At 47.3% G+C, this 21,855-nt stretch carries 20 protein-coding genes and 1 riboswitch; of the genes, 4 read left to right on the forward strand and 16 right to left on the reverse strand.

Features of this window, described 5'->3' with window-relative positions; translation table 11 throughout:
• Positions 1-23: 23 nt before the first annotated feature.
• The 3 genes from BK126_RS21700 to BK126_RS21710 all read right to left on the reverse strand — a co-directional run bounded on the left by BK126_RS21700 (position 24) and on the right by BK126_RS21710 (position 3,635).
• Complete coding sequence (locus tag BK126_RS21700; RefSeq protein ID WP_076314645.1) at positions 24-503, reverse strand: pyridoxamine 5'-phosphate oxidase family protein; 480 nt, start codon at positions 501-503, stop codon at positions 24-26.
• 117 nt (positions 504-620) lie between these two features.
• Complete coding sequence (thiC, locus tag BK126_RS21705; protein ID WP_076314646.1) at positions 621-2,432, reverse strand: phosphomethylpyrimidine synthase ThiC; 1,812 nt, start codon at positions 2,430-2,432, stop codon at positions 621-623.
• Between the two features lie 226 nt (positions 2,433-2,658).
• A riboswitch (TPP riboswitch) is annotated at positions 2,659-2,769 on the reverse strand.
• Between the two features lie 116 nt (positions 2,770-2,885).
• Positions 2,886-3,635, reverse strand: a complete 750-nt coding sequence (locus tag BK126_RS21710) for an IclR family transcriptional regulator (RefSeq protein ID WP_076314647.1) — start codon at positions 3,633-3,635, stop codon at positions 2,886-2,888.
• A gap of 350 nt (positions 3,636-3,985) precedes the next feature.
• Between BK126_RS21710 and BK126_RS21715 the strand changes: the two genes are divergently transcribed.
• Entirely contained in the window at positions 3,986-4,978 is a 993-nt protein-coding gene (locus BK126_RS21715) for an alpha/beta hydrolase (RefSeq protein ID WP_090725567.1), read from the forward strand.
• A gap of 182 nt (positions 4,979-5,160) precedes the next feature.
• Positions 5,161-6,378: a Fe-Mn family superoxide dismutase gene (locus BK126_RS21720; RefSeq protein ID WP_076314648.1), complete on the forward strand. Its 1,218-nt coding sequence runs from the start codon at positions 5,161-5,163 to the stop codon at positions 6,376-6,378.
• Positions 6,379-6,513: 135 nt separating this feature from the next.
• Here BK126_RS21720 and BK126_RS21725 read toward each other — a convergent pair whose 3' ends face one another.
• From BK126_RS21725 to BK126_RS21750, 6 genes are all read right to left on the reverse strand, one after another.
• A complete protein-coding gene (locus BK126_RS21725; RefSeq protein WP_076314649.1) occupies positions 6,514-7,329 on the reverse strand; it encodes a lipoate--protein ligase family protein in 816 nt (271 codons plus the stop codon).
• A gap of 66 nt (positions 7,330-7,395) precedes the next feature.
• Positions 7,396-7,989 carry a GTP cyclohydrolase I FolE gene (gene folE / locus BK126_RS21730; RefSeq protein WP_076314650.1) on the reverse strand — a complete coding sequence of 198 codons (594 nt, stop codon included), beginning with the start codon at positions 7,987-7,989 and terminating at the stop codon, positions 7,396-7,398.
• 57 nt (positions 7,990-8,046) lie between these two features.
• Positions 8,047-8,307, reverse strand: coding sequence for a YneF family protein (locus BK126_RS21735; protein WP_076314651.1), 261 nt, complete (start codon positions 8,305-8,307; stop codon positions 8,047-8,049).
• Positions 8,308-8,410: 103 nt separating this feature from the next.
• Positions 8,411-10,252 carry a tRNA epoxyqueuosine(34) reductase QueG gene (queG, locus tag BK126_RS21740; protein WP_076314652.1) on the reverse strand — a complete coding sequence of 614 codons (1,842 nt, stop codon included), beginning with the start codon at positions 10,250-10,252 and terminating at the stop codon, positions 8,411-8,413.
• 105 nt (positions 10,253-10,357) lie between these two features.
• Positions 10,358-10,942, reverse strand: a complete 585-nt coding sequence (lepB, locus tag BK126_RS21745; protein WP_076314653.1) for a signal peptidase I — start codon at positions 10,940-10,942, stop codon at positions 10,358-10,360.
• A gap of 216 nt (positions 10,943-11,158) precedes the next feature.
• Positions 11,159-11,584 carry a GNAT family N-acetyltransferase gene (locus tag BK126_RS21750; protein ID WP_047911583.1) on the reverse strand — a complete coding sequence of 142 codons (426 nt, stop codon included), beginning with the start codon at positions 11,582-11,584 and terminating at the stop codon, positions 11,159-11,161.
• Between the two features lie 516 nt (positions 11,585-12,100).
• Here BK126_RS21750 and BK126_RS21755 point away from each other — a divergent pair.
• Positions 12,101-12,712 carry a superoxide dismutase gene (locus tag BK126_RS21755; RefSeq protein WP_076314654.1) on the forward strand — a complete coding sequence of 204 codons (612 nt, stop codon included), beginning with the start codon at positions 12,101-12,103 and terminating at the stop codon, positions 12,710-12,712.
• Between the two features lie 121 nt (positions 12,713-12,833).
• Here BK126_RS21755 and mutY read toward each other — a convergent pair whose 3' ends face one another.
• From mutY to BK126_RS21780, 5 genes are all read right to left on the reverse strand, one after another.
• Positions 12,834-13,988, reverse strand: a complete 1,155-nt coding sequence (mutY, locus tag BK126_RS21760; protein WP_076314655.1) for an A/G-specific adenine glycosylase — start codon at positions 13,986-13,988, stop codon at positions 12,834-12,836.
• A 52-nt stretch (positions 13,989-14,040) separates the two neighbouring features.
• The gene (gene acpS, locus BK126_RS21765) at positions 14,041-14,442 is read right to left on the reverse strand and encodes a holo-ACP synthase (RefSeq protein ID WP_305954050.1); all 402 of its coding nucleotides are present in this window, start codon (positions 14,440-14,442) and stop codon (positions 14,041-14,043) included.
• Between the two features lie 120 nt (positions 14,443-14,562).
• Positions 14,563-15,372, reverse strand: a complete 810-nt coding sequence (gene nadE / locus BK126_RS21770; RefSeq protein ID WP_076314657.1) for an ammonia-dependent NAD(+) synthetase — start codon at positions 15,370-15,372, stop codon at positions 14,563-14,565.
• 110 nt (positions 15,373-15,482) lie between these two features.
• Positions 15,483-15,917 carry a BrxA/BrxB family bacilliredoxin gene (locus BK126_RS21775; protein WP_076314658.1) on the reverse strand — a complete coding sequence of 145 codons (435 nt, stop codon included), beginning with the start codon at positions 15,915-15,917 and terminating at the stop codon, positions 15,483-15,485.
• A gap of 386 nt (positions 15,918-16,303) precedes the next feature.
• Positions 16,304-17,995: an ATP-binding protein gene (locus BK126_RS21780; RefSeq protein WP_076314659.1), complete on the reverse strand. Its 1,692-nt coding sequence runs from the start codon at positions 17,993-17,995 to the stop codon at positions 16,304-16,306.
• Between the two features lie 233 nt (positions 17,996-18,228).
• Here BK126_RS21780 and BK126_RS21785 point away from each other — a divergent pair, with 233 nt between their 5' ends.
• On the forward strand, positions 18,229-19,491 hold the full coding sequence (locus tag BK126_RS21785) for a BaiN/RdsA family NAD(P)/FAD-dependent oxidoreductase (protein ID WP_076314660.1): 1,263 nt from the start codon (positions 18,229-18,231) through the stop codon (positions 19,489-19,491).
• 105 nt (positions 19,492-19,596) lie between these two features.
• On the opposite strand, the gene BK126_RS21790 is transcribed toward BK126_RS21785, so the two are convergent.
• Positions 19,597-20,064, reverse strand: coding sequence for a hypothetical protein (locus tag BK126_RS21790; RefSeq protein WP_076314661.1), 468 nt, complete (start codon positions 20,062-20,064; stop codon positions 19,597-19,599).
• Positions 20,065-20,295: 231 nt separating this feature from the next.
• Positions 20,296-21,834, reverse strand: a complete 1,539-nt coding sequence (locus BK126_RS21795; RefSeq protein WP_256702988.1) for an MDR family MFS transporter — start codon at positions 21,832-21,834, stop codon at positions 20,296-20,298.
• Between the last annotated feature and the right edge of the window lie 21 nt (positions 21,835-21,855).

Below are 21,855 nucleotides of genomic sequence, written 5' to 3' on the forward strand. Positions count from 1 at the left end.
TGTGCAATCCTGTACAAGCTCCGTCACAGATCTACGGTCTTGTTCAAATCCATCTCATGCTTGCCTGTCATTTTGTTGAACAGATTCTTGACCAGCTTCGTTTTACTGCCTGTTTCCCAATACTCGGCGGTATCTGCCTGAATCTTAATAAGCACCAGCGAAGGGTCGTCATAAGAAACATCAAGCAGCATCTCATAGGCTTTGTTCCAGAACTCCTTCACTTTCGCCGGATCCTGAATCAGCTCCGCTTCACCCCGAATGGAAACATAGGATTTACCGACATAGGCTACATTGACCAGCGGATTTTGCATCAATTCCCGATACTTATTTGTGTCCTTTTTCGTCAGGAACCAGAGATCTCCGTCAAATTCAACCTCCTGTGTCTTCATCGGACGCGAGACCAATCCTTCTGGAGTTACGGTGGTCAGCATCGCTGTATCTATATCCTTGATCAAATCTCTTACCGTCTCAATTGCTTCTTGATTCACTACTGGAGTATTCATAAATGTGATTCCCTCCTTGGCTTCTGGCTCTCACATTTATATTAACCAACTGGAGAATCTGCAATCTACGAAACGGGATCTCACATTATTTTCCTCAATCATAGGGAGATCATTCATTCATCTATTCTGACCCCGATATTCTTCTGCCTTCTCCTGCATACCTGCATGGATCGCTTCCTTCTCACTAACTCCCTTAACGGATGCCATATTTCGAATATCCTGAGTGATGCGCATGCTGCAGAATTTCGGACCGCACATCGAACAAAAATGCGCCGTCTTCGCCCCTTCTGCAGGAAGAGTCTCATCATGATAGGATAAGGCACGCTCCGGATCAAGGGACAGATTGAACTGATCCTTCCAGCGGAACTCAAATCTCGCTTTGGAGAGGGCATCATCTCTTCTGTGCGCTCTAGGATGACCCTTGGCCAGATCGGCTGCATGGGCAGCGATCTTATAGGCAATGACCCCTTCTCTGACATCGTTCTTATCCGGTAGTCCCAAATGTTCCTTCGGCGTAACGTAGCAGAGCATGGAGGTGCCAAACCAACCGATCATCGCTGCCCCGATCGCAGATGTAATGTGATCATATCCCGGAGCAATATCTGTTGTAAGTGGACCCAGCGTGTAAAATGGAGCTTCCTGACAAATCTCCATCTGCAGATCGACGTTCTCTTTGATCTTATGCATGGGTACATGTCCGGGACCTTCAATCATCACCTGCACATCATGCTTCCAGGCGATCTTCGTCAGCTCCCCGAGCGTCGCCAGCTCTGCCATCTGGGCTTCATCGTTCGCATCATAGATGCTGCCGGGTCTTAGTCCATCTCCAAGTGAAAAAGCAACATCATATCGGCTCATAATCTCACAAATCTCTTCAAAATGAGTGTACAAAAAGTTCTCCTGATGATGTGCCAGACACCAAGCTGCCATGATGGAACCGCCCCGTGACACAATTCCAGTCATCCGCTCTGCTGTCATTGGAATATATCTTAGAAGAACGCCTGCATGAATCGTAAAATAATCAACACCCTGCTCCGCCTGCTCGATCAGCGTATCTCGATATATTTCCCAGGAGAGCTTCTCTGCCTCCCCGTTCACCTTCTCCAACGCTTGATAGAGTGGAACTGTCCCAATGGGTACAGGAGAATTGCGGATAATCCATTCTCTAGTCGTATGAATATGGCGGCCCGTCGAGAGGTCCATGACTGTATCCGCTCCCCAGTGCACAGCCCAGCTCATCTTCTCTACCTCCTCCTCAATCGAAGAGGAAACAGCAGAGTTTCCGATATTCGCATTGATCTTAACATGGAATCGGCTTCCGATCAGCATCGGCTCACTTTCCGGATGATTAATATTTGCAGGCAGGATTGCCCTTCCTCTTGCAATCTCACTCCTTACAAACTCCGGATCAAGCCCCTCGCGGATCGCTGCAAACTCCATTTCAGGCGTCACGATCCCTTTTCTGGCATAATGCATCTGAGTTACACATCGCCCTGACTTGGCTCTGAGCGGCTGTCTTCTGACGCCCGGGAACACCTCTACCTCCTGCTGGGCACTTCTGTCCGATCGAATCCCATTATCCTCTGGCCGTATTTCTCTTCCTTCATAAAACTCAACATCTTCACGCTCAAGGATCCAATTCTGACGCAAGAGTGGAAGGCCTTGACGAATATCAACTTCAGTATTCATGTCACCCATGGGTCCACTCGTATCGTAAACCCGAAATGGCTCATTCTGCTCTACTCCTTGGGGTGTGCTGGTGGGATGGAGCTCAATTTCACGTTCGGGTACGGCAATGTCCGGCCTTGATCCTTGGATATATACCCTCTTGCTGGCGGGGAATGGCTGTAGCCTTCCAGATTCGATCTTTAATTGTTCTCCTCTTATAGCCGATGTCTCTGTGTTCAATCCTTTGTTCGAATGATTCATATGTGCTTCCTCCTTTGTCGAGTTGGGAAGCCCTCTCCTGAGCTGTGTTTGAAAGACAGAAGCTTCACAAACGATAGCCAGTTATATAGAAGCTGCGGCAACAAAAAAAGAGCCCATTCCCACAGGGGAATCAGCTCTAATCCAAATAAGATCTTGGTGTACAGGCTAATAGATCTGCATAGACCACTAACAGAGCCATCACCGCATACAACGGATCCTATCCACATTATATCGCCAATTACTTCCCTACGCTGGTATGATCCAGATCAGGTCCAAAGAGTCCGGCACCTTGCAGTGCCATCTCAGCCCGGCATTTCGGGCTCCCCTAGTAAATTGTTATTGTTGTTTAAAAGAAATGGATTGACCTCATCCTTCGTCTGCATCAAGGTCCATACAAGATTATCTCATTCAGAGCATATTTTCAACCTTTATTTTCCATCCAATCCGAGAGAATTACCTCAGCATGAAACCCATTTGTGCCGCCGTCTCCATAACAATAGGCGCATATTCCCGAAGTGTCTCTTCCGACAGCCTGCTGACGGGTCCGGATAATGACAGTGCCGCTGCCACCTTGCCCTTGCGATCAAAGATCGGCGCTGATACCGCTGCTGCTCCAGGCTCTCTCTCTTCATAGCTCGTTGCATATCCCAATTCTCGGATCTCTTGCAGCTGACTCATATAAATATCTTGATCAACGGACAAGGGGATATCAAAATTGCGTATCAGCTGCTCCTGCTCTTCTCTTGCTGCAAACGCAACCAACACTTTGCTTGATGCACCAACGGACAAGGGCAGCCTTACACCAACAGGTGCTACCCTTCGGATCGCTTGATTGCTCTGTACGGCCTGAACGCGTATCCGCTCATTGCCGTCCTTCAAATACAAGCTAACGGTCTCTCCCAAGCGATCACGAAGGCGCTCCATCGCAGGCAGCAGTAGAATCGCCGGGTCATCACTCTGGGACATATGTGCCGCAAGCTCCCATATGCGAATACCAAGCCTATACTTCTCCGTTGAAGGATTGCGCACAACAAACCCCCTGTCCTCCAGTGTTGTCATTAAACGATGAACGGTACTTTTATGTAAACCGATCTTACCCGAAATTTCTGTAAGACCCAGATCTGATTGCTCTGTAAAGCATAACAAAATATCCAATGCCCTCTCGACCGCTCGAACCGTTAATTTGCGATCTTGCTCTTCCATGGCATAATCCCCTCTCTGTTTCATCACGTGAAACCTGGTTACATAAATTATATGAGAATCGATGACCAAAGTAAAGGTTTAATTGAGAATTAATCTCAATTAAACCGCTCATTTCTCTCAACAATCGATCATAATGGAGAAATTTTGGAATAAGTCTTCCTTCACTTGACAAACATTTTTCACCAATAATTTCACTTACATTACAAGTGTGTAACAATTAGTCCCAATCAATTGACATTAGACAGGACGCATCATAGGATAAAGAATAAGTTATACCAACCTCAACTTTATTCATAGGTTGGATTTAGTAATTTAGTCCTATATAACATTCTATTGGAAGGAGGAGTATGATGTTTCCTATCTCCGAGAATAGATCCCTTAATCAGAACGTATCGAGTGCTCCTCCCGCACTTTCCACTCGGCTCATCCGTTTTAAGCATATTGTGGTTGCTCTTATTTTATCGATTATATTTTTCCTCGTATTTTGCTTTATTGCTCTTCATGCCTATATCGCATGGGTACTGTCCTACCCGGCAGTAGCTCCGGTATATTCCAATCCCCTGCTGTCCAAGGGTATGGAGTATGAAGAGGTGACTTTCCCTGCTACGGACGGAAGCCGGGACGTCAGCGGCTGGTACATTCCTGCCGAGGAGAACAGCAGCAAAACGATTGTGTTCAGTCACGGCTATGGGGCCAACCGGGAAGAATCCTGGATTCCCATGTATGATTTGGCCCATTACGCTCATCAGCAGAATTTTAATGTCATTATGTTCGATTATGGCTTCGCCTCCCAGAGCACAAGAGTCGTTGCTACGGGCGGGAAGGCAGAATCGAAGCAGCTTCTCGGCGCAGTTCAGCTCGCTAAGCAAAAGGGAGCTCAAGAAGTTGTCGTATGGGGCTTCTCGATGGGTGCAGGGACCGCCCTTCAGGCTGCCCTTCAAACTGAGGACATTGATGCCATGATTCTTGACAGCACCTTCCTGCTGGAGCCGGATACGCTGTATCATAATATACAGAATCAGATTGACTTGCCGAAGCAGCCTACGCTGCAAATTCTGACCATGCTGTTTCCAATCCTGAATGGCACCAGTCTAAACTCCATCCCTTATCAGGAGGTAAGATCAAAGGCTTATGACATTCCTATCTTCTTCATCCACGGGACCCAGGATGAGAAGGCGCCTTACCCAATGGCAGAGCTCTTTGCGAGTAACCAGACGAATCCAAACTCTGATGTGTGGATTGTAGAGGAAGCACGTCACGAGCTCATATACAGAGAGCATCCAAGAGAGTACTTGAACAAGGTGTCTTCATTCCTTGGCGGTATAAGTCTCGCTCAAAAATAGATCAAGCTGAGGCACCTTTAAATAGGTGCCTTCTTCGTATTCTTTTTTAAACGCTCTCTTATTTTGACAAGTCATCATAGTCCAAGCCCTAATGAGAATAAGTATACGTTAGATCATTACGCCGCCTGCTGTTATGCATAACATTGATTTGATAAGAATGATTCTTGGGAGGTGCCGAGCTTATGGAGCTCAGTTATGGACCCTATTTACCGCTGCGCGCGCTGGAAGAGATAAGGACTTGGAAGGATACTGAAATGGGTTGCACAAATATGATTACATCGATTGCACCGGAGCTTGAGGAGGCCTATGTGAAGCTTCTCAATGAATGGGGAAGCGTATTCCAGCGATCGGCTGATGCAGCAGATGATCTGCTTCAGCGGGTAAGCACAGGCGTACAGCCTCCAGATGATTATGCGCTTGCTCAGCTGGATGTGCTGCTGGCCGCTTCGTTTACCCAATCGAAGGAATTCCATCGTCACCTCGGCCACATTCTTGAGCATAGCACCGCGTTATCAAGCAACCCTGCTGCCGAGGTTGTTTTTCGATATATCCAGGGCCAATCAGAGCAGACGGTGAACAGGCTCCGAGGACTGGATCAACCCGCAGCCATTTCCCAAAGAGTAAAACCTATAAGCATCTGGAACGAAGAGCCCTTCCCTTATCCGGAGGTGTCGACACCGCGAACTGGAGCTTCGGAGGAATTGGTTCAGCAATTATCCTCAGCTCTCACTGTATCAGACACTGCATCAGCAGACAGTTCCCCTCCTGAGTCTCCTGTTCCGATTGGAGGACACAAGCTGCCGCCGCTGCCTTATCCCTACAATGCGCTGGAGCCCTATATTGATGAGAAGACGATGCGCATCCATCATGACAAGCATCATAAGACGTATGTCGACGATCTTAACACCGCGGAGAAGAAGCTTCAGGAAGCACGGCAAACCGGGAATTTCGAGCTTGTGAAGCATTGGGAACGAGAGCTGGCCTTTAACGGAGCAGGGCATTACCTTCATACCATCTTCTGGAACATCATGAGCCCGAATGGCGGCGGAAAGCCTGTTGGGTCACTGGGAGAACAGATCAGAAAGGATTTTGGAAGCTATGAAGCATTTAAGAAGCACTTTACAGAAGCAGCCAATAAGGTGGAAGGCGGCGGCTGGGCTGTATTGGTGTGGAGCCCAAGAGCGCATCGGTTAGAAATATTACAGGCAGAAAAGCATCAAAATCTATCTCAGTATGATATTGTTCCTCTTCTTCCGCTGGATGTGTGGGAGCATGCCTACTACTTGAAGCATCAGAATGAACGCAAGAAATACATTACCGACTGGTGGAACGTTGTATACTGGCCTGCTGTGGCAGAACGTTTCCAAGAAGCCCGCAAGCTGAAATGGACTCCTTATTGACCGTAGGGAGAACATCAAGGCAGCTCTCCTTATTTTTTCAAAATAAATGTGGGCTCTCTAACTGCACCCCTATTCTCAAAGTAAAAGACCTCCCTCCGAGGTCTTTTATTGTCACTACACCTTTTGGGGATGAGCTTAATCGTAACGTTCCTTTAATACAGCCACTGTGCGTTCCACCTCGGATCGAGGAACAGACGGTCTAACTCCGGTATACACCTTCTCTGCCGAAGCACCGATCGTTTCTATTAAAGACTGCATATACGCCTCAGCAGAAGGTACATCTGACAGTTCATTTAGACTCCCCATACTTCCGTACTTCACTTGAGGATAGCCCTCATCAGCATCTCCGGCTGCCTGATCATAGAACTGGATGATGTCCTCTGTCAGCTCATCCCCTCTTCCTTCCACGATAATAAAGCCAGTAACAAGATAAGCCTTGGCCAAACGACGCTGGGCAATTCCACAAAACTTCCGTCCATTGATCGCCACATCATAGTCTCCCGGGCAATAGGCTCCTTCGATTTCTCCTGCCACTGCATGTCCTCCCCAGGGAAGAATCGCTTTCCGGATATATTCAACCATGGATTTAAAATCATCATGAATATTAATCGCATGTCCAGGGTTCGGAAGAATAAGACTAAGATTCACCACTCCTCTGGTCAGTCTGACCGCCGCACCTCCGGAAGGACGCACACAGGAGCTTATCCCCTTATTCCGAAATTGCTGCATGGCCTCCTCAGCCTGCTTCAGCCTGCGGTCCCGGAGACCGATGACAAGCGCATTCTCGTGACGCCAGAGATGAGCGACAGCGCGATGCCCCAGCCCCACTTGCCTGCACATCACCTCTTCCCATGCAAAAGCTTCAAGCACGTCCTCATCCTTCTTCATGAGCGGCGATTCCCAGATTTGGATCTCCTTGAATTTGTGAAGCATTGTATCTTTGCTCGCCATGCGCCTCTTCTCCCCCTAATAAAAAAGCCTTGATCAGTACGATCAAGACTTTCCGAAATTTCAAGATTAACCTTTAACAAGAGATAGGAACTCAGCCCGGGAAGCTGCATTATCCCGGAATGTACCACGTGTAGCAGAAGTTACTGTCTTGCTGCCCGGCTTCTTCACACCACGAGCACACATGCATAGATGTTCTCCTTCTACAACAACCATGACCCCATTCGGGTTAAGCGCATCCTCAAGGATGTCCGCGATTTGAGAAGTAATCCGCTCCTGTACCTGCAGACGACGAGTTACCGCCTCAACCAGTCTCGCAAGCTTGCTAAGCCCGACAATTTGTCCACTTGGTACATATCCGATATGGACCTTACCGAAGAACGGAGCCATATGATGCTCACACTGACTGTAGTACACAATATCCTTCACAATGACAAGCTCTTCATGATTCTCATCAAAAGTGACACCAAGTACATCTCTAGGATCTACTTCATAGCCCGCAAAAATCTCTTCGTACATACGGGTAACTCTAGCCGGTGTTTCCAGCAGACCTTCGCGTTCTGTATCTTCACCGATCAGCTTCAATATCTGTTCAACATGATACTCAATCTTCTCGCGATTAGCGCCGACAGAAGAGTTCATGTAATCTTTAACTCCAGCCATTCCTTCTTCCTCCTCCCAAGCGGCATACACCTGTACCTGGCAGGCAAGATAGCAGCATTATCTTTTTCTTCCCTGATTCTTGCGCATAGGCGGCTGCATCTTGCCTGCACCATTTCCGCCCTGCTGGGATTTCATCATCTGTTGAGCACGCTGCATCTGCTTGCTGTTCAAATTGTAGCCCATTTGTTTTGCCATTTTTTGTAGAGCTTCAGGATCACTCTGCATCTTCTCAAGCTGCTTGCGCAGATAGAATGCACCGATAAAGAATCCCCCAACGAGGCCTACAATTAGTGTAATAATGGGAATAACGATATCCATACTTATACACCCCTGTTTTTTGCTTGATTGCTATTCTTAACGCATCATACACGATATCATAGCATGTAGAAACGCGGCTAGCAAACGCAATTTGGAGTTTTTGTCAATTCGTAGTCTGTGCTTCCAATGAGAGCAGGCGTTCCTTCACATGGAGCCCTCCAGGGTATATCGTTACTCCACCCTCACTTCCCGTCAAACGGTGATGAGGAATTATAATAGGAAGCGGATTTTTTGAAACTGCCGCTACAACCGAGCGAACAGCCTTCGGTCTCCCTATCTTCTCCGCTAATCCGAGACTTGAGACATGCTGACCATATGAAATCTCCATTAGCGCCTGCCATACCTGCAGCTCGAATGGGGTTCCTCTTAGATCCAGCTGAAGCTCGAACTCTGTACGCTCTCCAGACAAGTATTCCTGAAGCTGCCATGTCACCTCTTGGAACCGGGAAGGATCATGTACAAAATGATATTCACCCAGCCAAGTGCGTGCCCACTGCTGCAGATGCGCCTCTCTTACCGTGTAGTTACCAAAATCGAGTCTTGCAAGTCCTTGTTGCGTGGCACAAAGTGTAAGCTCTCCTGCTTCTGTTGATATTTCATGATAATATACAGGCTCACCCGTAAGCTTGGTTACCGGAGTAGGCTTCCAGGCTGCCGTGTTGTCATTGCGATTCAGCGCCATATTAGACTCATTGTTATTGCCATCCGATGAACTCGATTCAGACGAACTATATTCAGCAGCAAACTCTGCTTCGTATTTCTTCTTCTCGGATAGAGGCCCCATGAGCAGCTTCTCCTGGGCTCTCTGCAGCATGTTCAGTACGTTCCCATCTTGTTCTCTTGCAGCAGCTTCCGATATCACATTCATTGCTTCTTCTCCTCCTATTTGGCTGAGCGACCAAGCAGCGGTTCCTCTCAGTTCGGGACGAGGATCCCGCAGCAACACTTCGCTCAGCTCGGGTACAGCGCTTTGATCTTTAAAATTACCAAGCGCGATGACGGCATTGCGTTGTATGGGTTTTTTACCTCGCCAAGCGGCAGAGCTGTGTCCAAACCGTTCCTTAAATTCCTTATTGCTCAGGGAGAGCAGTGGTTTAAGCAAAGGCTTGACAATCTCGGGGTCGGGTGCAAATTCAGGATGATGATCCCAATTCTTCCCTCTATTCTTCGGGCATACGATCTGGCATGTGTCACAGCCGTACAGCCGATTCCCGATTTTCTTCATATATTCTTCGTCCAAAAAGCCTTTGGTTTGCGTCAAAAAAGAAATGCACTTCTGGGCATTCAGCTGTCCCGGGCCAACAAGCGCTCCTGTAGGGCAGGCATCAATGCACTTCGTGCATTCTCCGCATCCTTCTGTCACCGGTGCATCCGGTGTAAAAGGAATGTCTGTTATGAGTTCCCCTAGAAATATCCACGAACCGAATTTGGGTGATATGATTGCGCAGTTCTTGCCGCTGAAGCCAATACCCGCCCGCTCTGAAACAGCCCGGTCCACCAGAACACCCGTGTCCACCATATTCTCAATGCGCGCCTCTGGAACCCTCTCCTGGATAAAGGCGGTGAGCTTGTCCATCGCTGCCCTCAGAACATGATGGTAATCCTGCCCCCACGCTGAGCGGGCCAATATCCCTCTATAGCTGCCAGGCTCCGACTTTGGCGGATCCTTCATCTTGGAAGGGTAGGCGATGGCAATAGCAATAAGCGAAGCAGGCTTACCCGAATCCAGCGCGGGATTCACCCGTTTCTCGATATCAGGCTCTTCAAATCCTGACTCATAGCCTTTGGCACGATGCTCCAGCAATATGGAACGCAAGGATTCAAACGGTTCCGCAGAGGCAAATCCAACATCATCGATTCCAAAAGACGGTGCTGCCTGTTTAATTTCCTGCTTCAGCCACTCAAAATGTACTCCCGGGCTTACAAGCGAATCTCGACTAATCATATTATCACCTCTAATCCAATCAATCTCATAATAACTTTGCTGTCACAAATGGAATAAACGTCAATTCCTCACATATATCTGTATAGCCTGATCTTCTGTTCCCATTCACAGCTTCTTCATATCACTCATGGGCCAAAAAATAAATTCAGCTTTCCCGACGATCTCTTTAGCCGAGACACTCCCGAATGATCGGCTATCCTTGCTCTTACCTGCATGCCTGTTATCTCCCATGACGAAGTAACGGCCTTCTTCCAGCCGGATTGGACCAAAATCCGGATCCTCAATTGAAGTATTTGTATAAGGTTCCGTCTGGGGCTCTTCGTTGATATATAGTACGTGTTCCCGTATTTCTATCATATCGCCGGGAATACCAATGACTCTTTTGACAAGAAACTCTTTACGATCAGGCGTATGGCTCGGATCATGCAGCACGACGACGTCATGACGCTTCGGCGTATCAAATTCGTATACGATCTTATTAATGAACAATCGATCTTGTTCAACTAGGGTTGGCTGCATCGATTCACCCTTAACAATCGAAATATTGAAGACAAACAAATTAAGAAGCAGCATCAGTACGACAGCAATCAAAATGGTCTTAAGCCAATCCAGAAGCTCTCCGGACAGAGTTGAGCCCGAAGAGGATGTTGTCGCCGTATTCTCTATATCTGGCGGTATTTCCCGGCTCATTTGCTTCTATCACCTCAAGGTTATAATAAAAATGCCATATCAATAGAAAAGCATATCTCGGTTCCATTTGCAATTGGACGCCAAGATATGCCTATTATGGATTAACAATAAAAAATAGAATAAAGTCTGTGTTCTCTCTCTATATCTGATCTCGCTCATTGCTTGAACATGAGACGCCAATCTAGCAAAACTATAACTTGCATTCAGTACACTTCATTAGCTGTGTGCCAGAATACTAAGATTCTGGAATGCCTTCATGACCTGACTAGCTCCGTAACCCATCGCTTCATACAGCGGCATCGCGGCTTTGTTATGCTCGTCACCAGCGACCCACACCCCTCTTACCTTGCGCTGTTGAAAACGCTGTTCAAGCGCCTTAACCAAGGCTTTTCCAACGCCTTGACGTCTGAAATCAGGGTGAACCGCAATACGATAAATACAACCATGGTTCTGATCAATAGTACCGATTAAAGCACCGATCAGCTCCCCATCCTGCTCAGCAACCATAATAAGGTCTGAATCCCAGGATAACTGGCGAGCGAAAGGACCCATCGTGTTCTCAAAGCAATCTTCCGACAAAGCAGCCGCAAGGAGCTCTGTTACACCATTTGCGTCACTCAACTGAAAGGAACGAATGTTCATCTGCTAAATCTCCCTTTTCGTTATCTTTAGTGAGGTTTTACAAAAAAGGCACGCCCTTTTTACCAAAAACCCGATGATGATCCATCTGAATATATTAGAATGATATGTACAGACGGAAAAACCGGCAAAAAGCCGGCCGAAACATCTGCCACGCCTATTAAGGAGAGCCAGAAATGTTCAGGAAATGATAATATGACAAAAAACGAGATATATCTTCTTCATCGTCCATTAAACCACACTTTGCTCCAGAAAACACGCTTTTTCTTCTGTAAGCGCTTAATATCAAGCGCTTACATTTTTATTGCTAAACTTTGTATATTTGGTGTTAAACTAGTTAACACAGTAATAGACTTCAAAAACTGTTTTGTTAATTTCATGTTATATTAAAACCCTTTTATAACAGCTTAACAAACAAAAATGTTGATTAAATAGACTGAATAAGGTTTAATATAAGTGTCGAGGGGAAATCTACATAAAGATTTAACCTTTAATTTATTTTTAGGAGGAATTTCAATCATGGCATTCCAATTACCAGCACTTCCTTACGCAAACGATGCATTAGAACCACATATCGACGCTCAAACGATGGAAATCCACCACGATCGCCATCACAATACTTATGTAACGAACCTGAACGCTGCTTTGGAAAGCGCTCCTGAGCTTCAAGAGAAATCCCTTGAAGAGCTGCTTGCGAACCTCGACAGCGTACCTGAGAGCATCCGTACAGCAGTCCGCAACAACGGCGGCGGTCATTACAACCACAGCCTGTTCTGGGAAATTATCGGACCTAACGGCGGCGGCGCTCCTACAGGCGAAATCGCTGCAGCAATTGACAGCGAGCTGGGCGGCTATGACAAATTCAAAGAAGATTTTGCAAAAGCAGCAACAACTCGTTTCGGCAGCGGCTGGGCTTGGCTGGTTGTCGGCAAAGACGGCAAACTGGCAATCACTAGCACACCTAACCAGGACAGCCCTGTATTTGAAGGCTTGACTCCAGTTCTTGGTCTGGATGTATGGGAGCATGCTTACTACCTGAAATATCAAAACAAACGTCCTGACTACATCGGAGCATTCTGGAATGTAATCAACTGGGATGAAGTAAATAAACGTTACGCTGCAGCGAAATAAGAATTAGACCTCTGCAGTTCAACAGCGGTTACCGCTGTTTGCTTCTAAAAAAGCAGTCCAGAATAAAGCGGCCTTTGCCATTTTATTCTAAGACTGCTTTTTTTCTTATACTCTTCACTATCTATTCATTCAATTCATTAAAATAATCGCGCAATAATTTCAGGAATACATTCGGAAAGGCCATGGTGTCCATATCCTTCGGCTCGATCCAGCGGTACAGATGTCTCTCTTCCTTATAAGCTTCCACCTGTTCTGCAACCATAGTGGATGTCAGCACCGCTTCCGCCTCTGCACAATGATATACCTGCAGATTCCAGTGAATATGACTGAAGGTATGCTCGGCCATTCTCCAGAACGAGTTCGGCTTAATATGATAGCCCTCCTCAAGCAAATGTCCAGCAATCAGATCCATCGCAGGCTCGTGAGGAACCAGATGGGCCAGCTCGCCAGGTGCTGATGCCTGCATATGAGGAAGCTCCCACATCTTGGCCAGCAAGCCGGTTGCAGGACGCTGACGAACCAGCACCTTCCCTTCGTTCACCCCCGTACCGACAACAAGCGCAGCAATTCTCTGCTCGGGACGAGGCGGCTTGGCCTTTTTCTTCACTGGTAATGTGTCTTCTCTTCCTTCAATCCGTCCCGTGCACATCTCCATCACTGGACAAGTCAAACAATGTGGGGATTTTGGCGTACATACGAGCGCTCCGAGCTCCATTAATGCCTGATTGAAATCCGATGCTCGTCCCTCCGGGATGAGCTCCTCTGCCAGCGTCTCCATCTTGACTCTTGTGCTGCCCTTCATAATGTCATCTTCGATCAGAAAATAACGTGACAGCACCCGCATGACATTTCCATCCACAGCAGGCTGCGGCTGATTAAACGCGATGCTGAGAATTGCACCCGCTGTGTAAGGACCTACACCTTTAAGATGAAATACCGCATCCTTCTGGTTCGGCACTTCCCCGCCATGCTGCTCCATGACCTGCCTTGCGGCCGCCTGCAGGTTACGGGCACGAGAGTAATATCCGAGCCCCTCCCACAGCTTAAGCACATCCTCCTCAGGCGCCTCTGCCAAATCCTGTATTGTCGGAAAGCGTTCGATAAAACGCTGAAAATACGGAATCACCGTATCTACCCTTGTCTGCTGCAGCATGATCTCCGATACCCATATATAATAGGGGTCCCGATGTCGCCGCCACGGAAGATCACGTTTATTTTGCATATACCAATGAAGCAGCTCCGTACTAAAGAACTTTTTTGCATTGCTCTGATTCATTCGATTCCTATTCTCCCATTCTGTATTACTAAATGATTCGTATAATCCTCAGTTACATCCGTTCAACGATGGCGAACGCAGCTGCAACGCTTGGCTGATGCGAGATGCTGATGTGAACCATGTAAGAATACTCGCCGCTAAGACCAAGCCGTTTCCGAGCAGGCTCAGAGATGGCCGCAGTCGGCTTACCCAGCTTGTTCGGTAAAATCTCAATATCCTGGAAGCCCAGCAGCTCCCCGATTCCACAGCCAAACGCTTTAGATATCGCTTCCTTCGCTGCAAATCTTCCCGATACATACTGAACTTCACTCTGTGTACGCTCACTAAGTATAGCTCGTTCCTCTTCAGTCAGCACTCGGCTGAGAAATCTGGCCCTGTGAGCGCCTTCCATAATTCGAGCAATCCGGTCTGTCTCCAGCACATCGTTGCCAATCCCGTAGATCAAGCTCTTCACCACCTTTTCAACCTAATCTATTGTATCAGTTGTTTGGACAAATCAAAAACCCTCGTCGGGGCAGTAAATTGTCCCATATTACGAGGGTTCTCTTGCTTATAGGTTATAGGTAGCCGCTAATTAGATACCCGGAATCGCATTACGCTTATGTGCTGTACGAAGGTAGGCTGCTTCAAGCTTCTCTCTTGCTTCTGCATTAATTTCCTTGCCTTCAAGATAGTCGCTGTTATCATCATATGTAATACCAAGTTCCTTCTCATCGGTCTGACCTTCCCATAGTCCCGCTGTCGGCGCCTTGTCCAGAATCTCCTGCGGCACGCCCACATAGGCTGCAATTTGGCGGACCTGACGTTTGTTCAGGCTGGTCAGCGGCGTAATATCAACGGCGCCATCGCCCCATTTCGTGTAGAAGCCCGTAATGGCTTCCGATGCATGATCTGTCCCGACAACGAGCAGATTCATTTCAAACGATAGTGCGTACTGTACAACCATCCGAGTTCTGGCCTTCACATTTCCTTTACCCTGCGGTGTCATATGACGCGGAGATCCAAGAGCTTTGAAGCCATGCTCTACTTCAAGGGCAATCTCGTTAACCGCTTCTTCAATGTTTGTCTCAACCGTATATTTCAGGTCAAATGCCTTCGCTACCGCATAACTGTGCGCAATATCTACTTGTTCTCCGTAAGGCTGGAACACACCCAGTGTCTTGTATTCTTCGCCCTTCTCCTCTGTCAGTTCATCCGTAGCCTGCTTGCACAGCGCTGTTGCTACTGCACTATCAATGCCGCCGCTAATCGCAATAAGCAGCCCTTTTGTGCCTGACTTCAGAACATACTCCTTCAGGAAATCCACCCGTTTCCGAACCTCTTCTTCCACGTTGATCTGTGGTTTCACTCGTAATTCTGTGATGATTTGCTCTTGTAAACTCAAGTTTACGCACCCCGTCTCTTAGAGATTAGTAAGTATGAATAATGGAAAAAGCCAAAACGCCCCGTAATTTCGGGACTAATCCGAAAGAATCGGGGCGTTATGTAACTAGCTTATTTGCAGTACTGGTTGAATGCTCCCACTAGATCGGCAGCGATTTCTTCAGCAGAACGATTCTCGATCTGATGACGCTCGATAAAGTGTACCAGCTCTCCATCCTTCATCAAAGCAATGGAAGGGGAGGATGGCGGATATGGAGCAAAATATTCGCGTGCTTGAGCAGTGGCTTCTTTGTCCTGACCTGCAAACACCGTAAACAAGTGGTCAGGGGTTACTTCATTCTCAAGCGCTCTGGCTACACCAGGACGTGCTTGACCTGCTGCGCAGCCGCAAACCGAATTGACGACAACAAGGGCAGTTCCTTCAGCACCCGGCAGTTTAGCTTCTACTTCTTCTACGGTACGAAGCTCTTCGATACCGAGGCGTGTCAGTTCATCCCTCATGGGTTGAACCATATCTTTCATGTATTGGTCAAAAGACATTGACATGTTCTATTCACTCCTTCACTAACTTTTATTATACATTCCTAAGTCGTGAACGCAAGAGATGGACATGTCAAACCAGCTGGTGTAACTTACGACACCTCAGATCCTGATGACCAAGATGGGACTGTAATCTCATGGAGTAGCAACCTACGTTGCCGGGAAATTGTCCCCTTCGAGCTTCTTGTCAACGATTTGACCTTGCCCTCTCTGGTTCTTCTTGTTGGACTGCTTCTGGATTTCCTGTTGTTTGGAATCATTTTTTGCCATGGGAAACTCTCCTTTTTCGCTTCAAGATTAGGATTCTCACCCGTTAACTAACAGATGGCCATGTTATTATGACTCCAGACGATTGTTTCTATCCTTCAAGCAGTGTATGCATAGATGCCTCTTTACAGCTTAAAAACAACCGTGAACATCGTGCCTCGCCCATCACCAGATTCCACCTGAATGACGGCGTTATGCCGCTCAGCAATACCTCGGCATAACGCAAGTCCGAGACCGGTACCCTTCGACTTGGTCGTATAAAAAGGCTCGAACAGCTTCTCTTGAACGGCCGGTGGAATACCCGGACCTTCGTCTATCACCTTAAGCAGAATTCGATTCTGCTCACACGATGTCTCGATATAGAGTGTTCCCTTGCTGTCCATGGCCTCCATACCGTTTCGTGCCAAATTCAAGATCAGCTGCTTCATTTCCTTTGAGTTCAGATGATATTTAGGTATCCTATCGCTCAAGTTAAGCTTAACCGTCTGCCCTCTCATGTTCGCATCGGCCTTTAGCAGCGGAAGCATATCATGGATAATGTCATGCAGATGAACCTCTTCCTTCTCGACGATCCGATTCTGAGCGAGGGATAAAAAATCCGTGATAATTCCGTTGGCCCGGTCTAATTCCTCCATAACAATCCGATAATAGTGATCAAGTGACCGTGGACTTCTCTCATGCATCAATTGCAGGAACCCTCTTACGACGGCCATTGGATTCCTCACCTCATGCGTGATGCTTGCAGCCATTTGTCCAACCAGGCTGAGCCTTTCTACATGGGCAAGCTCACTGCGGAGTTTTTCTAGCTCCGTGATATCCTGAAGCACAAGGGAGCTTCCAATCAAGGATCCTTCATAAGGGTCTCTGACTGGCGAAATTAACGTATGAAAGATATAAGGTCCCACATTTAAATACTCTGAAGAGATCTCTCCACTCTTCGATGCAACTCGAATTCTCTCTGTTACTCGCGACCCATGTTCTTGTCCAACGATCGATTCAATACGCTTGCCAATCATGTCAGACTCATGTTCCATGCCCGGATTTCTTCTCCGCAGCTCATCAAGCATTCGTTCATTCATGTTCACAATTCGACCATCAACATCAAAAGCGACAACCGAGACAGGGATCGTGTTCAGCAGCTGCTTGTTCAAATTGGAATGATGTATGAACTGCCTGCGTTTGGCTTCAATCTCCGAGGCAAGCGCCTGCTGAACGAACTGAAGCTCTATGAATTGAATAATGGCTAGTCCCGTCACTACAGACAAGACCGAGTAAACAAGAGAGTATAGGATAAAATCAATCTGAACCGAGTCTGCTTTGGCGAAATATGAGGCATACGCAGCAGCCATGCTGATCATTGCGAAGAGTGCAAATGGGACGAGGAACAGCTTTCTTTTACCTTGTATTCTGTCTTGCTTGAAGCGCTTTGCCAGCAGCAGCATAATAGGATACAGCAAAATGCCGGATTGAAGAAAAATCAGAGGATCATTCCACAAATCCGTCGTAATTACAAACAATAACGTACTAAAAATCGACACAAATAGACCCGCCGAAGTGCTTCCATACAGAATTGCCACCGTAACAGCGAGCGTATCTAAATTCAAATACAGGGAATCAAATAAAGTCGTAGAGAAAATAACACAGAATATCATGGATATTATGCATGCCAGCAACAATTGTCTCTCTGCGGTCTTTGACCTATGAGACGAATTCAAGTCATGAAAATGACTACGTATGCGTCCAATAAATAACGAAAAGAGAAGCGGGGTAATTCCTGCCAGCAGGATCTGCAGCAGAATATTCTTGACAGCAAACACAGGCGTTTATCTCTCCTCTCATTTCGTTCACTATCAATCGACCTTATGTAACCTGATTAAAACATAGGCGACACTATATTACAATATTTTCTATGTGTAGTTATGCAAATGCACCATTTTATCTCGTAATAAAACGATGAACTTGTTGATAATAAACAAAACATAAACAAAAAACGACAAGAATCTGGTACGATGTTTGAAGGAATTTGTATTGAAGAGGAGATTTTTAAAATATGAAAAAAGTAATTGTCATCGGTGGAGGACCTTCCGGCCTTATGGCTTCCGTTGCCGCTGCTGAGCATGGTGCATCGGTTGTTCTCGTTGACAAAGGCAATAAACTCGGGCGTAAGCTCGGCATATCCGGCGGAGGACGCTGCAATGTGACCAATGCCAAAGATCAGGATGAGCTAATCAAGCATATCCCCGGGAACGGAAAGTTCCTGTACAGTGCATTTCAGCATATGGATAATCAAGGGATTATGCGTTTTTTTGAAGATCTCGGTATTGCCTTGAAGGAAGAAGACAACGGAAGAATGTTTCCCGTGTCTGACAAAGCCAAGACGGTCGTCGATGCATTGATCGGCAAAGCAAGCTCACTTGGTGTGATGATGCTGACAGATTCTCCCGTAGCTGAGGTTCTCTACGAGGAATCCAAGGTGGCTGGTGTGAAATTAGCTTCGGGGAGAGTTCTTGCAGCTGATGCGGTCATTGTAGCTACAGGAGGCAAATCCGTGCCGCAAACCGGTTCAACCGGCGATGGCTATCCATGGGCAGAGGCCGCTGGCCATACCATAACAGAGCTGTATCCAACAGAGGTGCCTATTACCTCTAATGAATCCTTCATCACCTCTCGGGAGCTGCAGGGACTGAGCTTAAGCGATGTCGCTCTGTCTGTTCACGATGCGAAGGACAAGACGGTCATTCGGCACGAGGGAGATATGATCTTCACCCACTTTGGACTGTCCGGCCCCATTGCGCTGAGATGCAGTCAATTCATTCGCAAGGTGCAGAAGAAGACGGGGACGAAGAACGTGATTATGAAGCTGGATTTGTATCCTGCATACTCCTTATCCAAGATGGAGCAGGACCTGAAGCACAAACTTGAATCGGAGCCTAAGAAAGCCATCAAGAACGCGCTGAAGGGCATTGTCCAGGAGCGGCTGATTCCTGTTGTATTGACAAAAGCAGAGCTGGACGGTGAGACAACCTATCACCATCTTCCAAAAGGCTCTATTGAAACGCTGGCTGCTGTCATTAAGGGCATGCCGATTCAAGTGAATGGCACACGTTCGCTTGCCGAAGCATTCGTTACCGGCGGCGGGGTGCATTTGAAGGAGATTTATCCCAAGACCATGGAATCTAAACTCATGCCCGGTCTCTTTTTCTGCGGTGAAATTCTGGACATTCACGGTTACACCGGGGGTTATAATATCACTTCTGCCTTCTCCACAGGTTATACGGCAGGCAAGCACGCTGCTATGGAAGACACTTACTAAGGGTCTTGACTGAGCATTTAAAATAAGCACAAAAAAAAGCGATTACTCCTTAATCCGCATCTTCTATGATGCGATTAAAGAGTGTCGCTTTTTTGGGTATCGTTGCTACGCCTTTACGCTTCCGGAGAATCCGCCAAATGAGCCTCCGAATTCGGTATCCTCGGTTCGGTTATGCTCTTCGGCGAACTCTGTGTCATCATCCTCTGATGCTAAATCGTAGCCTGATGACTCCATTCCATAGGGTGAATCGGAGTAACCTGCCATATAGGATTCATCCAAATCCTCATTTACGGTATGTGCAGGAATCGGCATATAGGCAAACTCCGTATCACTTATTTGATTCATCTCTGGAGTCAAAGCCTCATGCACCTGCTCATTGCTGTCATCCTGAACCTCTCCGCCATAGGCTTCAATAATTTCGAGCGCTGAGGTTACATCCTGCCGCTCAATGTTGACGTCCATCATGCCACCGCCAATCATATTGGGCTTGTATCCCAGCTCCACGAGCATATCAAATGCCCCGCGGGCCTTCTGCTCATTCTCAAATTGCACGAGAAATGCTGCATCATTCATTTTACTTCACCCTTTCCTTCTGTCTGTATAAATTAATTACCCTTAACTGTGCCCGTCACGCTAAGGGTAATATTCCACAAGGTGAAGTAAATTATATTAAATCGTTCTTTCGAAACAAAAGAAGCCCGGCTGCTGTTGACACAGTCCGGACTTCCTCTATATAAACACCAATATATAATAACTCTCGTTCATGGATCTCGAAGAAGAATGGCATATTGACTATCACGCTAGCTATTCTTCTCTCTTGCCTGCAATCTGCGCCTGTGCAGCCGCTCCTGACTCGACCGGTGACGGCGGCTGCTTGCGCAATCCCGCTGTGACAATAAATCCGCAGATTCCAATGATAAACATGATAAGAAATAAAGAATGCAGGCTTAGTTCCAGTACTTGCTGCAGCAATGCCTGAATTCTCTCGGGCAGCTCAAGCGTTCCGTGCGGCGCCAGAATCGTATTGATATCCTTCTGTGTTACGCCCTGCTCAGCTAAATTCATGGTCTCTGTATGTGCAGAAATCCGTGAGTTCAGCCATGTTCCAAACGCCGCTGCCCCAATCGTTTGTCCTAACGTACGCATAAAGGTGTTGAGCGCAGTCGATGCTCCTCTCTGCCGATAGCCGACAGAGGATTGGGCAATAATCGTAAATACAGTGAAGGAGAAGCCGAAGCCCAGCCCATATACGAACATATAGAAGAGCAGCAGCCAGCTTGGTGAACTCGCGCTAAGGAAGATCAGTCCGGCTGAGCCGGCGACAATCCCGGTCAAACCGATCAGGGAGGTATAACGAGACCCCAGCCTCATCAGCAGCCTTCCTGCAAATATACCGCCAATCAGCCACCCGATGGACATCGGCGCAAGCGCAAGTCCTGATGTCGTAGCGTTCCCGCCCTGCACGCCTTGTATCCATAAGGGAAGGTAACTCGTCAGACCAATCATCAGCGCGCTGGTCAGCAGGCCCGCAATGTTGGCCAATGTAATATCCCGTATCTTAAACAGTCCGAGCGGTACAATTGGCTCCTTCGCTTTGGTCTCCACAAATAGAAAAGCCGCAATAAACACGACGGCAGCTAGTAATAGACCCATGATGAAGGGAGAGCCCCACGAGTAAGCGTGCCCGCCAAGGGATAAAGCAATGAGGAGGGAAGTAATGCCGACGGTAAATGTAATCGCTCCCAGATAGTCAATTTGCACTTTTTGCTTCACAACATCTTCTTTCAAATACCTGCCCACATACCACATGGCCAGCAGACCAAATGGAATATTGAAGCCAAATATCCACGGCCAGCCCAGGTAATCTACAAAATATCCACCAATCAGCGGTCCCAGTAACGAAGAAATACCCCATACAGAGCTGATCATGCCCTGAACCTTACCGCGTTCCTCAATGCTGTAGATATCCCCGATAATCGTAAAAGTCACCGGCACCACAGCACCAGCGCCAATCCCTTGTATCGCCCTAAACAGAATCAAGCTCTGCATATTCTCAGCAAAACAGCATAGCAGGCTTCCGATCAGAAATAGCCCGACACCGATCAAAAAGACGGGCTTACGCCCGAACAGGTCACTGATCTTCCCAAAAATCGGCGTACTGACCGCCATCGTCAGCAGATACGAGGTGAAGATCCAGCTGAGCAGCGATACATCACCCAGTTCACTCACGATGGTCGGACCTGCCGGACCGATCACCGTTCCTTCAATTGCGGACAAGAACGTGGCAAGCAGTACACCCGTCAGAATAAAGCCCCGTTTTGGAATGTTAGCCTGTGTATTCAAGATTTATGTACCTTCTCTCTA

Source organism: Paenibacillus sp. FSL H7-0326, from assembly GCF_001955535.1.
GTDB classification, from domain to species: Bacteria; Bacillota; Bacilli; order Paenibacillales; family Paenibacillaceae; genus Paenibacillus; species Paenibacillus shunpengii.

Coding starts and splice junctions, on each gene's coding strand:
- folE (WP_076314650.1), bottom strand. CDS start 7,989: ATGGCTGGAGTTAAAGATTACATGAACTCTTCTGTCGGCGCTAATCGC.
- BK126_RS21735 (WP_076314651.1), bottom strand. CDS start 8,307: ATGGATATCGTTATTCCCATTATTACACTAATTGTAGGCCTCGTTGGG.
- BK126_RS21700 (WP_076314645.1), bottom strand. CDS start 503: ATGAATACTCCAGTAGTGAATCAAGAAGCAATTGAGACGGTAAGAGAT.
- BK126_RS21755 (WP_076314654.1), top strand. CDS start 12,101: ATGGCATTCCAATTACCAGCACTTCCTTACGCAAACGATGCATTAGAA.
- BK126_RS21790 (WP_076314661.1), bottom strand. CDS start 20,064: ATGAATGATGCAGCATTTCTCGTGCAATTTGAGAATGAGCAGAAGGCC.
- BK126_RS21715 (WP_090725567.1), top strand. CDS start 3,986: ATGTTTCCTATCTCCGAGAATAGATCCCTTAATCAGAACGTATCGAGT.
- lepB (WP_076314653.1), bottom strand. CDS start 10,942: ATGAGCCGGGAAATACCGCCAGATATAGAGAATACGGCGACAACATCC.
- BK126_RS21725 (WP_076314649.1), bottom strand. CDS start 7,329: ATGGCGAGCAAAGATACAATGCTTCACAAATTCAAGGAGATCCAAATC.
- mutY (WP_076314655.1), bottom strand. CDS start 13,988: ATGAATCAGAGCAATGCAAAAAAGTTCTTTAGTACGGAGCTGCTTCAT.
- BK126_RS21775 (WP_076314658.1), bottom strand. CDS start 15,917: ATGTCAATGTCTTTTGACCAATACATGAAAGATATGGTTCAACCCATG.
- BK126_RS21710 (WP_076314647.1), bottom strand. CDS start 3,635: ATGGAAGAGCAAGATCGCAAATTAACGGTTCGAGCGGTCGAGAGGGCA.
- thiC (WP_076314646.1), bottom strand. CDS start 2,432: ATGAATCATTCGAACAAAGGATTGAACACAGAGACATCGGCTATAAGA.
- BK126_RS21750 (WP_047911583.1), bottom strand. CDS start 11,584: ATGAACATTCGTTCCTTTCAGTTGAGTGACGCAAATGGTGTAACAGAG.
- BK126_RS21785 (WP_076314660.1), top strand. CDS start 18,229: ATGAAAAAAGTAATTGTCATCGGTGGAGGACCTTCCGGCCTTATGGCT.
- BK126_RS21720 (WP_076314648.1), top strand. CDS start 5,161: ATGGAGCTCAGTTATGGACCCTATTTACCGCTGCGCGCGCTGGAAGAG.
- queG (WP_076314652.1), bottom strand. CDS start 10,252: ATGATTAGTCGAGATTCGCTTGTAAGCCCGGGAGTACATTTTGAGTGG.